Genomic DNA, 11,107 nt, shown 5'->3' with positions numbered 1-11,107 from the left:
TCGCCGGGGCCACCCCACACCTGGACTACTTGTTACGGGCCTTCTCCCGCGACCGCGCACGCGCACGGTCGGTCTGCGAGAGGTGCAGCTTGCGCACGCGCACGTCCTCCGGCGTGACCTCGACGCACTCGTCCGCGGCACAGAACTCGAGCGCTGCCTCGAGGGTCAGCTCGATCGGCTTGGCGAGGGTCTCCATCACGTCGGCGGTCGAAGAGCGCATGTTGGTGAGCTTCTTCTCGCGGGTGACGTTGATGTCGAGGTCCTCGGCGCGCGGGTTGATGCCCACGACGTGGCCCTCGTAGGTGTCACTGCCCGGTTCGACGAAGAAGGTGCCGCGGTCGGCGAGCTGGATCATCGCGAACGGGGTGACCGAGCCTGCACGGTCGGAGACGAGCGAACCCGTGTGGCGGGCGCGGATCTCGCCGGCCCACGGCGCGTAACCGTGGAAGATGGCGTTGGAAATGCCGGTGCCGCGGGTCTCCGTGAGGAAGTCGGTACGGAAACCGATCAGACCGCGCGACGGGATGATGAACTCCATACGAACCCAGCCGGTGCCCTGGTTGGTCATCTGGACCATCTTGCCCTTGCGGTTCGCGAGCAGCTGGGTGATGGCGCCGAGGTGCTCCTCGGGGCTGTCGATGGTCAGCTCCTCGTAGGGCTCGTGGAGCTTGCCGTCGATGGTGCGGGTGACCACCTGCGGCTTGCCGACGGTCAGCTCGAAGCCTTCACGGCGCATCTGCTCGACGAGGATGGCGAGGGCGAGTTCGCCTCGGCCCTGCACCTCCCACGCGTCGGGGCGTCCGATGTCGAGGACGCGCAGCGAGACGTTGCCGACGAGCTCGGAGTCGAGCCGCGTCTTCACCATGCGAGCGGTGAGCTTGTGGCCCTTGACCCGGCCGACGAGCGGCGAGGTGTTGGTGCCGATGACCATCGAGATGGCCGGCTCGTCGACGGTGATGCGCGGCAGCGCCACCGGGTTCTCCGGATCGGCGAGCGTGTCGCCGATCATGATCTCCGGGATGCCGGCCACGGCGACGATATCGCCGGCGACCGCGACCTCGCCCGGCTGCCGCTCGACACCGACGGTCTTGAGCAGCTCGGTGATCTTGACGTTCTTGACGCCGTCGGCGTGCATCCACGCGACGGTCTGGCCCTTGCGCAGCTCACCCTGGTGGATGCGCAGCAGCGCGAGACGACCGAGGAACTCGGAGGCGTCGAGGTTGGTGACGTGGGCCTGCAGCGGCGCCGACGGATCACCCTTGGGTGCGGGGATGCACTCCATGAGGACCTCGAAGAGCTCGTCGAGGTTCTCGGCGTCGGGGACCTGGCCGTTCTCGGGCTGCTTCTTCGAGGCCTTGCCCTCACGACCGGAGGCGTAGAGGACGGGCAGCTCGAGGGCGAGCTCGGCGGCTTCGGCGGCCTCGTCGTCGAGGTCGGACGCGAGGTCGAGCAGCAGGGTCTGGCTCTCCTCGACGACCTCGGCGATGCGGGCGTCCGGGCGGTCGGTCTTGTTGACCACGAGGATCACCGGCAGCGACGCGGCGAGCGCCTTGCGGAGCACGAAGCGGGTCTGCGGCAGCGGGCCCTCGGAGGAGTCGACCAGCAGGACGACGCCGTCGACCATGGACAGGCCGCGCTCGACCTCACCGCCGAAGTCGGCGTGGCCGGGGGTGTCGATGACGTTGATGACAGTGACGGTGCCGTCCGGGTGGTGACGGTGCACCGCGGTGTTCTTCGCGAGAATGGTGATGCCCTTCTCGCGCTCGAGGTCGCCCGAGTCCATGACCCGGTCGACGAGTTCCGCACGTTCGGCGAACGCGCCCGACTGGCGCAACATGGCGTCGACGAGAGTGGTCTTTCCATGGTCGACGTGCGCCACGATGGCGACGTTCCGAAAATCAGCGGTGCTCACGCGATAGCTCTCCTGGCTGTAGTCCGGCCACACGGCACTGGACCCGGTCGGCACCTCGCCCGTACGGCGTTCGTCTCGATGGCCGCGACGCGAGATTGCGAGCTACCTGCCCCGTCCGATTCTCGGCGTGCAGGCACTGCGGCCGTCAATACACTTTACAGGCCGTTCGTCGGTCGCCGCTTCTACCTCATCAGATACCCGCAGGTCGGCGACGATCGGGGTGACGCTCGACACTCCCCCAGGAGACGTAACCGCCGAATCCGGCACCACATGCACCCCTGGGTCCACGAGTAAGGGGATGCTAACCTTCGCCCGCCGGTGATTCGCCGCGCGCTGGACCGTGGAAGGCAGGCGGGACGTATGGGGAAGGTGAAGGCGAGCAAAATCGCAGGCCTGAAGCCGAAGAAGAAGTGCTGCCGCAAGAAGACGCGGTGCCTCAAATGCCCCGTCGTCGTCATGCGCATGAAGAAGGTCGAGAACGACGGGCTCAGCAAGAAGGAACTGCGCAAATATCTCGACAAGGCCCGCGCCGCCTGACCACCAGGCGTGCGCCGTATGACCTCAGCGCCGCAGATGTTCGCGTAGATCGGGAATCCACGCACGATCGGCCGGGACGAGATCGACCTCCCCGAGTTCGTCCGCGTCGACCCACCGCAACGCCGCGTGGTCCAGCGGCTCGGGATCACCCGAGACGAGTTCGACCCTGTAGGCACACAACTCGCGACCTCCGGCCAACGGCACCGCGACCCCCAGTCGCTCCGCACCGCGCACCTCGACACCGAGCTCTTCCCTCAGCTCCCGCACGAGCGCCGCCTCCACGCTCTCCCCCGGTTCCGCCTTGCCTCCGGGCAGCTCCCACAGGCCCGCGAGGTCGACGGGCCGCGTGCGCTGGGCGAGCAGCACGCGTCCGTCCCGGATGACGGCGCCGGCCACGACGTGCCCGTCGGGCGCCGGTGTACTCGCGGACGATGTGCTTGCAGACATGACGTGCATCGTCCCAGAATGAGTCATGTCCCAGCTGCTGACGGACGGAGAGATCGACGCCGCGCTGGCCGAGTTGCCGCACTGGCACCGCGCGGGACAGTCGCTGGTCCGCACCATCGAGGCGCCCACCTTCCCCGACGCGATCGCACTCGTCGACCGGGTGGCCGTCGTCGCCGAGGAGGCGAATCACCATCCGGACATCGACATCAGGTGGCGGAAGGTGACCTTCGCGTTGAGCACGCATTCCGCCGGTGGCATCACGGAGTCGGATCCGGCTCTTGCGCGTCGGATCGACGAGGAGGCACGGCGCTCGGGTCTGTAGTCACCCGTTCGTCCTGCCCCTCACGTCCCCGGGCTGCGAGGATCACGACGACGTAGACGGCGAGGACACCGACCACGTTGACGGCGCCGAGCCAGGCGAGCGGAGCGGGACGTTCGACATCCCAGATCGAGTTCTGCGCCGTACTCAGTACCCACGGAACGCCGATCAGCGTGACCGCGGCCCAGCACGCGGCGACGATGCGGGCTCCGAGCGACCGCGCCAAGGGTCCGTAGAGAAGCCACAGCAGCAAAGGGACCACCCACACCCAGTGGTGGACCCACGAGATGGGCGAGACGAGCAGACCGAACAGCTGCACGATCAGCAGCGTGCCGAGACGGTCGCGCGTTCCGTCGGGCAGCGGTTCCAGCGACCGCCACGCCGCGAACGCGAGGACCGCGCAGACCACGACGCCGACCAGCCACACCGGCCCGAGTCCGACGTCCTCACCCGCGATACGACCCAGCGCTCCGCGCAGCGACTGGTTCCACACCGACACGACCGGCCCGATCCGATCCGCGTCGCCGAAGAGGGACCCGAAATAGGTGGCGGCTTGGGAGCCGAGCACGAGCAGGCTCACCAGGACGGTCCCCACGAAGACGACCGCGGAGAACACCGCCTCGCGCCAGCGTCGCTGCGCGAGGAAGTACAGGCCGGTGATGGCAGGCGTGAGCTTGATCCCGGCGAGCACGCCGACGAGCCCACCCGACAGCCACCACCGGGAACTGCGGGCCGCGAGCATCACGCCGAGGACGAGAAAGACGTTGATCTGGCCGTAGTCGAGGGTCGTGCGTACCGGCTCGGTCCATATGCCCGCAGCCGTCCACAGCATCGCGACACCGACCCACGACCGGCTCCGTGCCCGCGCGTCCACGACGAGTTCGAGCGAGATCCACACGACGGCGAACAGCGCCGCGACCGTCAGCAGCTGCCAGGCCACGCCCAGGATCCCGAACGGGATCAGGTGCAGGGGCAGGAAGACGAGCGCGGCGAAGGGCGGATAGGTGAACGGCAGGGGGAAGTCGGGGGTGTCCTCCGAATAGGTGAACCCGTAGAGGTCGCCCTGCAGCAGAGCGGCCGATCCGTCGACGTAGACGTGCAGGTCGACGAGGTTCATGCCGTTGGGAGTGATGAATCCCCAGGCGATCCGGACGACGACGGACAGCGCCAGTAACGCCGCGCACCACCACATCCGGTGCGAAGGAAACCCTCGTGGCACTGCGGTGCGGCCTCTCCCGTCGAACGTCCGTCCGGTGAACCGGACCCGGCGAAGGAGATTACCGTTCCGATAGGCATGCAAACGAACCGGAGTTCACTCCCGTAACGATTTCATCTACAGTCACAATCTTCTCAGGTCGAACGCGTTATGTTCGACAGGATCCGAGGGACGGAACACCCCGTGGTTAGAATCCCGAACCAGCGATGGGCGCGCCGTTCCGAAACGGCAGGCTTGTCCCGTGTGCGGGGGGTCCATAGAGTGTCTCCTCGAGCCGTCAGCATCCGGTCGTTCGTCCCGAACAACCGGATGCTTCAACGACAAGGATGGGGAACAGTGCTTCGTACTCGAGGAATGCGACGGGCGCTCACGCTGTGCGCACTCGCCGCCACCGCGGGATTGGCCGTGCCTACGCAGGCCGTCGCGCAACCGGCGCCACCCGTACTGCCGGACCTGGCAGGGCTCGTCGAACTGCCCCAGTTCGAGATTCCCGCTGATCTTTCCGTAGAGTCGTTGACCGACCTGCTCGCCGGGGTCCGGGCGAACCCCGAAGAGGCCGAGGCCCTGGCTTCCCTCGCGCCCGCGATCATCGGTGCGGCCGCGGGCCCCGCCGATGTCGCCGACGCGGCCGACGGCAAGAACGACCTGCTGGCGCAGGCCAAGGAACTGCTCGCGAACTCCGAGCTCCCCGAATCGGTGAAGAGCACGCTCCAGCGCGTCATCACCTTCCTCGATGGCAGCGGCGGCGGCGGACCCGAGATCCCCGAGCCCGGCGCCGTGGTGATCTCGCAGTTCCTCTACCCGACTATCGGCAAGGGCTGCATCGGCGACAGCCAGGACTCCGTGGGCACCGCCCTCGCGGTCGCGGGCCCGTCGCACCTTCCCCCTCCCGGACCGGGCGCAGGCCAGACCGGCTTCGTCTTCACCGCGCTGGGCACCGCACCCGCCGCCGGCGAACAGCAACAGCCGCTCACCCTGAGCTGGGTCAACGTCTCTAACGGACGCACGGGCACGCAACCGCTCACCAACGACGCGAAGATCAACCCCGACGGCCCGACCACGCTGAGCGCGATCGCCGACACCGGTTCGGGTCAGGTCCTTGCCGTGATCTCCGGTGGAATCACCACGCAGGACGAGGGCGCCGATCCGCGTTCGTGCACCTTCCTGCCCACCGTGGGTCTCGTCGCCGTTCCCTGATTCACGTACTCACCGAAGGCCGCCGGGAGTTTCTCCCGGCGGCCTTCGTGTCTTCCCCCGTCGACGCCGGGCGTGATAGACCGGAGCATGACCTTCACCGCGTCGCGCATCCCGTCGAAGCAGCGTCGTCTGCGGCACCCTGCCGGCGCCGCGTCCGTGAATTCCCGCCGCTCACTCCTCTCTCACCGCTCGATCCTGTCGATCGCCTCGGAACGGTCGATCCTGTCGATCGGTTCCTCGTACTCGATCCTGTCGATCGGTAGCTGCGGGTCGGTTCTGTCCATCGGCTCCGTCGGGTCGTTCGGTTCGGCGTTGTCCTCACTGTCGTTCGCGAGTCTCGGCTCGGCACTGTCCGGCCTGTCGCGCTGGTCGCTGCTGGCGTGGCGCGGCGATCATTCCGCGCCCGACGAGCATCCGCCGCTCTCGATCACCGTCGACGAATCCGAGCCCGACAAGCACTGTCAGTCCTGACACCGGACGCCGGTCGAACGGCCACGCAGGACCGGACGGCGGGAGGGTACTAGGGATCGACGGCCCTGCCGTGTTAGACACGATGGCAGCGTCGTTCGTATTGCGCACAAATTGTCGTTGTAGGCCGCGTCACCCCGGCCCCGGACCGAGGAGCCGCATGGCCGTAGAGACACCGCTCTCCACCCGGGAGATTCCTGCCCCGCGCGGCATCGTGCCGGTCCTCGCGACCGTCGGGATCAGCGTCGCGCTCATGCAGACCCTGATCGTCCCGATCCTCCCGCGGCTGCCGGTGCTCGTCGGCGCGTCACCCGAGAACACGTCCTGGGCTGTGACGGTGACTCTGCTCGCCGGCGCGGTGGTCACCCCCATCAGCGGTCGCCTCGGCGACATGTTCGGCAAACGCCGGATGCTGCTGACCTCGCTCTCGCTCATGGTGCTCGGTTCGGCGGTCTGCGCGCTCGCGACGAGCCTCGTCCCGCTCGTGGTCGGCCGGGCTCTCCAGGGCGCCGCGATGGGCGCGATCCCGCTCGGTATCGCGATCCTGCGCGACGAGCTGCCTTCCCGGCGACTCCCGGGCGCCATGGCCACCATCAGCGCCACGATGGGTGTCGGCGGCGCGATCGGCCTTCCCTCCGCGGCCTTCGTCGCCCAGGCGACCGACTGGCACATGCTGTTCGTCGCGTCGCTGGTCCTCGGGCTCATCGGGATCGCCGCGATCCTGTTCGTCGTGCCCGAGTCGTCGCAACGCAATCCGGGACGCTTCGACGTCGCCGGGGCACTGTTGCTCTCCGTCGCCCTCGTGTTGTTGCTGCTGCCGGTCACCAAGGGCAACGACTGGGGTTGGACCGCCCCGGCCACCCTCGGGATGCTCGCCGGGGCAGTCGTGGTGTTCGTCGGTTGGGGCCTGTACGAGCTGCGGGTACCGCGACCTCTCGTGGACCTTCGACTGTCCGCCCGCCGACCGATCCTCATGACGAATCTCGCGTCGGTCGCGATCGGCTTCTCGATGTACTCGAACATCCTGGCGTTCCCGCAGCTGCTGATGGCACCGACGGAGACCGGCTACGGCTTCGGGCAGACGATGGTCACCGCCGGTATCGCGCTCGCCCCCGCGGGGCTCGTCATGATGGCGCTGTCCCCCGTCTCGGCGCGCATCACGACGCGGTTCGGCGCGCGCGTGACCCTCGGTTGCGGCACGGTGCTCGTAGGCCTCGGATACCTGATGGCGTACGTGCTGTACCAGGAGGTCTGGCACATCGTCGGCGCGTCGATGCTCATCGGCGCCGGCATAGGCCTCGCCTACGCCGCGATGCCCGCACTCATCATGGGTGCCGTGCCGCTACGCGAGTCCGCCGCGGCCAACAGCCTCAACACCCTGATGCGGTCCATCGGCACGACGAGTGCCGCAGCGGTGGTGGGCGTGATGCTGGCGGCGATGACCCAGCGCATCGGCGACTCCGTGGTGCCCGCACTCGAAGGGTTCCGCGCCACCTTCCTGGTGGCGATGGGGGCGGCGGTGGTGGGACTGGTCTTCACGATCCTCATCCCGCCGCCGGGCCGCTCCGTGCGACCCGTCGACGACACCCGACCGGCTCGCTAACTGCCCGGCAGTCCTGGGTCGGAACTCGGTGCGCTGCCGGCGAGCGACCACTGGCCGTAGTCGGGCGTGAGCACGTGGTTGATGTCGACGCCGATGCCGTCGATCCGGACCTCGCCCGGAATCTGGTGCAGGTTCGCCCGCGGATGCACGTAGCCCTTGGGCGTGCCCCAGTCGTGCTGCCAGTAGAAGGACCCGAGGGAGACCGCCGACGCCCAGTCGATCGTCGGCGAGTTGGCGTACACACCGAGATTTCCGGCGCCGACCACTTCCTGCCAGCCCAGCAGATACGGCACGACCTGGAGCGTGAACTGCTCGAAGGTCGGGTTGTCGTCGATCGAGGCGTAGATCGGCCGGTTCTCCGGGCCACCGGCCGCGTAGTGGAGGTCGAGGCCGCGCCGGGCGTGCTTCAGCCCCGCCTCGTAACCACCGAGCCAGTCGGCGGTCGCGGCCTTGCCGTACTGGTAGCACGAGACCACTTCGAGTCCGCTGTCGAGCAGCGCATCCGCTTCCCGTCCGGTGAGCGGCTTGGCGCGCATCCAGGCGGCATCGGGTCGCGCATCGGACACGTACCGGATGGCGCCGATATGGCCGGCGGCGCGGATCGACGACGGCGAAGGTACGGCGGCCGAGTAGTCGATGATGGTCCCGAGCACCGGGCGTCCCTGGGCCAGACCCGGTGCGCCGAGCGCAGAGATCAACGCGACGCCCGATCCGAGCGTCGCGTACCGCAACATGTCCCGCCGCGAAAGGCTCATCGCAACCTGTCCTTCGTATTGCCGTCTGTACGTCCGCCGTATTGCATCACAATCACAGGCGTCCCACCGGCCACACCGAGAATTCGACAGGTCGCGGCAGGCGATATCCGCAACGGCGCTACGAGGTCAGCGGCCGGACAGTTCGGCGAAGAAGGCCGGCACCAGGGAAACGTCCTCGACCGTCCGCACCGTGGAACGGACACCGAGACCGTGCTCCTTGAGCAGATCGCACAACCCGTCGCCGTCGACGAGATCGATCGGCGGGGCGCCGTGCCGGTGGGCTTCGGCGCGCGCGTCCTCGGTGAACGATCCGGTGGCGACGAGCAGACCCTTCTCGCCCCGCCCGACCATCGCGGCGCGGAACTCGCGGACCACGTCGGCACCCGCCTTCTCCGGTGCCCGCAGGAAACGGAAGAACACCGAGAAGCTCAGCAGCGATACGCGCAGGACACCGGTGCCCTCGACGTGACCGGCGCCCTCGGGAGCGTGGGATCCGCCCGGGGCCGGAATCGTCAGGGTGGTGAATCCGGCCGCGCGCAGTACCGCGGTGGCGAGCCGTTCGAAACCGTCCTCCGACAGGTCGGCGACGGCACCGAGGACGGGTTCGCGCCACAGTTCGGGATCCTCGGGGGCGGCTGCGAGCGGCACGACCTGGGCACCCTGCGAGACGTTCCGCACCATGCGCTTGCGACGCTTCTCGGCCGTGTACGCGACCTGCATGGGCTTGATCTCCGACTCGCGCACGGCGCGGCCACGGTCGGTCACGCTCCACACACCGCGGCGGGTATTCGACAGCAGACCCATGCCCTTGAGGTAAGTCCGGGCCCAGGCCAGCCGGTATTCGATCTCCGTTCCGGGGCCGTCACCGTGGAGTACCGCCTGTGCGGCCTCGGACAGTCCCGTCCGGGAGATCACGGCGCAATCGATCTCCTCGATGACACCGGATCCGCCGAGTTCGATCACCGCCTGCACGGTCGGCCAGAGAAGATCCGTGTACGGCGGCAACGTGGCCTCGTCACCTCCGGTGTTCCGGACGGAGTTTCCGATCGCGTTCCGGCGCTGCACACCTTCCCCTAACGTCGCGGCCGTGCGGCCGCACTATCAGTCCTGCACGTAGGCAACAACCCTATCCGATGCACGGTCCCCGTCCGTGGGTGTGGGATCGGGCGCGCCGAATCACGAACCGATCGCCCTTCCCGGTCCTACGATTGCCCCACAGAAGAATCGCCTCCACCGAAGCGAGTCGTCATGCAACGTCCGGCGCCTGTCGACCTGGCACACCATCCGCATCTCAGTGGCCTGTTCGCGCCTCAACGCGAGGAAGTGGACGTCCGCGAGCTGGAGGTCCACGGGGAACTGCCCGCAGATCTGCACGGAAGCTATCTCCGCAACGGACCCAATCCGCGCTTCGACCCGATCGGTCACTACGTCTACCCGATCGACGGCGACGGCATGGTCCACCGCGTGCAGATCGCCGGGGGCACCGCGCGCTACACGAACAGGTTCGTGCGGACCCCGCAGGTCGTCGCGGAGGAGAAGGCCGGTCGCGCGCTGTGGGCCGGCATCACCGATCCGTACTTCCCTCCCGAGGAGGAGGTCGGGCCCGACCTGGCGAACACCATGCGCGAGCTGCCGGACATCAACATCGTCCGGCACGGCGGGCGGCTCATGGCGATGGCCGAAGCGGCGCCACCGTACACCCTGGGTTCCGACCTCGAGACGCTCGGACGCGAGACCTTCGACGGAACCCTGCCGGTCGGGCTGACGGCGCACCCGAAGATCGATCCGCACACCGGCGAGATGGTCGCCTTCTGCTACATGCTCGACCCGCCGTATCTGACCTGGTCGGTGGTCGCACCGGACGGGACGGTGACGCGCGCGCCCACCCCGATCGACGGCATGGACCGGCCGTTGATGATCCACGACATGGCACTGACGCCGACCTATGTCGTCCTGGTCCTGGCCCCGCTCGTGTTCGATCTCTCGCAGATCTTCTCCGGCGGGTCGCCGCTCGACTGGAAGCCGGATCTCGGAACGCGTGTCGCGCTCGTCCCCCGCGACGGCGGCGCGGTGCGGTGGTTCTCGACCGACACCTTCTGGATGTGGCACACCGCCAACGCCTTCGACCTGCCCGACGGCGACGTCGCGCTCGACTACGTCGAATGGTGTTATCCCGGCGGATTGACTCGGCAGAGCGAACCGAACCGGTCCACCCTGAGCCGTGCGGTGATCGGACGGAACGGGATCACGCGGACCGTCCTGTGCGAGCGCGACATGGAGTTCCCGCGCATAGACGACCGGTCCACAACCCTCGGTCACCGCGTGGTAGCGACGATCGGCAAGAGCGGATCCTCGAATCTACCTCCTGGATCGGCCGATTCGTTGTGCTGGTTCGACGTACAGGCGGGTACGGAGTCGGTGTGGACGCACGACAGTCTCGCTCCCGGCGAGCCGATCCTGATGCCGGGAGACGCGGCGGACCACTGGGGCACCATCGCCACCGACCGCGCGGACATGTCGAGCTGGTTCCTGATCTTCCCCGCATCCGACCCGGCATCGGGCCCGATCGCGCGGGTCCGTCTGCCGATCCGTGTCCCGGCCGGCCTGCACGGAGCCTGGCTCCCGCCGGACTGAGCGTCGCTCCGGCTAGTTT

Annotated in this window: 11 protein-coding genes; 6 read left to right on the top strand and 5 right to left on the bottom strand. The window is 68.2% G+C overall.

Annotated features, from left to right (window positions below):
- Positions 1–25: 25 nt before the first annotated feature.
- Positions 26–1,912: a translational GTPase TypA gene (gene typA / locus NVV99_RS12775; protein ID WP_006550583.1), complete on the bottom strand. Its 1,887-nt coding sequence runs from the start codon at positions 1,910–1,912 to the stop codon at positions 26–28.
- A gap of 360 nt (positions 1,913–2,272) precedes the next feature.
- Here typA and NVV99_RS12770 point away from each other — a divergent pair, with 360 nt between their 5' ends.
- Positions 2,273–2,449: a hypothetical protein gene (locus NVV99_RS12770; protein ID WP_024103421.1), complete on the top strand. Its 177-nt coding sequence runs from the start codon at positions 2,273–2,275 to the stop codon at positions 2,447–2,449.
- Between the two features lie 24 nt (positions 2,450–2,473).
- Here NVV99_RS12770 and NVV99_RS12765 read toward each other — a convergent pair whose 3' ends face one another.
- Complete coding sequence (locus NVV99_RS12765) at positions 2,474–2,896, bottom strand: (deoxy)nucleoside triphosphate pyrophosphohydrolase (RefSeq protein WP_024103420.1); 423 nt, start codon at positions 2,894–2,896, stop codon at positions 2,474–2,476.
- A 25-nt stretch (positions 2,897–2,921) separates the two neighbouring features.
- Here NVV99_RS12765 and NVV99_RS12760 point away from each other — a divergent pair, with 25 nt between their 5' ends.
- Positions 2,922–3,218, top strand: a complete 297-nt coding sequence (locus NVV99_RS12760) for a 4a-hydroxytetrahydrobiopterin dehydratase (RefSeq protein ID WP_006550586.1) — start codon at positions 2,922–2,924, stop codon at positions 3,216–3,218.
- Here NVV99_RS12760 and NVV99_RS12755 read toward each other — a convergent pair.
- Positions 3,154–4,407 (bottom strand): mannosyltransferase, encoded by a 1,254-nt coding sequence (locus NVV99_RS12755; protein ID WP_019288041.1) that lies wholly within the window; start codon positions 4,405–4,407, stop codon positions 3,154–3,156. The two genes, NVV99_RS12760 and NVV99_RS12755, sit on opposite strands and share 65 nt — an antisense overlap.
- A gap of 378 nt (positions 4,408–4,785) precedes the next feature.
- Here NVV99_RS12755 and NVV99_RS12750 point away from each other — a divergent pair, with 378 nt between their 5' ends.
- From NVV99_RS12750 to NVV99_RS12740, 3 genes are all read left to right on the top strand, one after another.
- Positions 4,786–5,628 carry a hypothetical protein gene (locus tag NVV99_RS12750; RefSeq protein WP_006550588.1) on the top strand — a complete coding sequence of 281 codons (843 nt, stop codon included), beginning with the start codon at positions 4,786–4,788 and terminating at the stop codon, positions 5,626–5,628.
- 87 nt (positions 5,629–5,715) lie between these two features.
- Positions 5,716–6,099, top strand: a complete 384-nt coding sequence (locus tag NVV99_RS12745; RefSeq protein ID WP_231911969.1) for a hypothetical protein — start codon at positions 5,716–5,718, stop codon at positions 6,097–6,099.
- A 157-nt stretch (positions 6,100–6,256) separates the two neighbouring features.
- On the top strand, positions 6,257–7,699 hold the full coding sequence (locus tag NVV99_RS12740) for an MFS transporter (protein WP_024103416.1): 1,443 nt from the start codon (positions 6,257–6,259) through the stop codon (positions 7,697–7,699).
- Here the strand turns inward: NVV99_RS12740 and NVV99_RS12735 are convergent.
- Both NVV99_RS12735 and NVV99_RS12730 read right to left on the bottom strand, forming a co-directional pair.
- Entirely contained in the window at positions 7,696–8,454 is a 759-nt protein-coding gene (locus tag NVV99_RS12735) for a DUF1906 domain-containing protein (RefSeq protein WP_024103415.1), read from the bottom strand. The genes NVV99_RS12740 and NVV99_RS12735 overlap by 4 nt on opposite strands.
- Before the next feature lie 126 nt (positions 8,455–8,580).
- Positions 8,581–9,519, bottom strand: coding sequence for a winged helix-turn-helix domain-containing protein (locus NVV99_RS12730; protein ID WP_024103414.1), 939 nt, complete (start codon positions 9,517–9,519; stop codon positions 8,581–8,583).
- Positions 9,520–9,702: 183 nt separating this feature from the next.
- On the opposite strand from NVV99_RS12730, the gene NVV99_RS12725 reads away from it, so the two are divergent.
- Positions 9,703–11,088 (top strand): carotenoid oxygenase family protein, encoded by a 1,386-nt coding sequence (locus NVV99_RS12725; RefSeq protein ID WP_024103413.1) that lies wholly within the window; start codon positions 9,703–9,705, stop codon positions 11,086–11,088.
- The last annotated feature ends 19 nt before the right edge of the window (positions 11,089–11,107 follow it).

The sequence above is a fragment of the Rhodococcus sp. PAE-6 genome, from assembly GCF_025290685.1.
Taxonomy (GTDB): domain Bacteria; phylum Actinomycetota; class Actinomycetes; order Mycobacteriales; family Mycobacteriaceae; genus Rhodococcus; species Rhodococcus pyridinivorans.
The sequence above is the reverse complement of the archived record's forward strand: the minus strand, read 5'-3'. Positions and strand labels throughout refer to the sequence as shown.

Bases quoted from the DNA above. Each gene is read 5' to 3' on its own strand.
- NVV99_RS12770 (WP_024103421.1), top strand. From the start codon at position 2,273: ATGGGGAAGGTGAAGGCGAGCAAAATCGCAGGCCTGAAGCCGAAGAAG.
- NVV99_RS12765 (WP_024103420.1), bottom strand. From the start codon at position 2,896: ATGTCTGCAAGCACATCGTCCGCGAGTACACCGGCGCCCGACGGGCAC.
- NVV99_RS12760 (WP_006550586.1), top strand. From the start codon at position 2,922: ATGTCCCAGCTGCTGACGGACGGAGAGATCGACGCCGCGCTGGCCGAG.
- NVV99_RS12755 (WP_019288041.1), bottom strand. From the start codon at position 4,407: ATGTGGTGGTGCGCGGCGTTACTGGCGCTGTCCGTCGTCGTCCGGATC.
- NVV99_RS12750 (WP_006550588.1), top strand. From the start codon at position 4,786: ATGCGACGGGCGCTCACGCTGTGCGCACTCGCCGCCACCGCGGGATTG.
- NVV99_RS12745 (WP_231911969.1), top strand. From the start codon at position 5,716: ATGACCTTCACCGCGTCGCGCATCCCGTCGAAGCAGCGTCGTCTGCGG.
- NVV99_RS12740 (WP_024103416.1), top strand. From the start codon at position 6,257: ATGGCCGTAGAGACACCGCTCTCCACCCGGGAGATTCCTGCCCCGCGC.
- NVV99_RS12735 (WP_024103415.1), bottom strand. From the start codon at position 8,454: ATGAGCCTTTCGCGGCGGGACATGTTGCGGTACGCGACGCTCGGATCG.
- NVV99_RS12725 (WP_024103413.1), top strand. From the start codon at position 9,703: ATGCAACGTCCGGCGCCTGTCGACCTGGCACACCATCCGCATCTCAGT.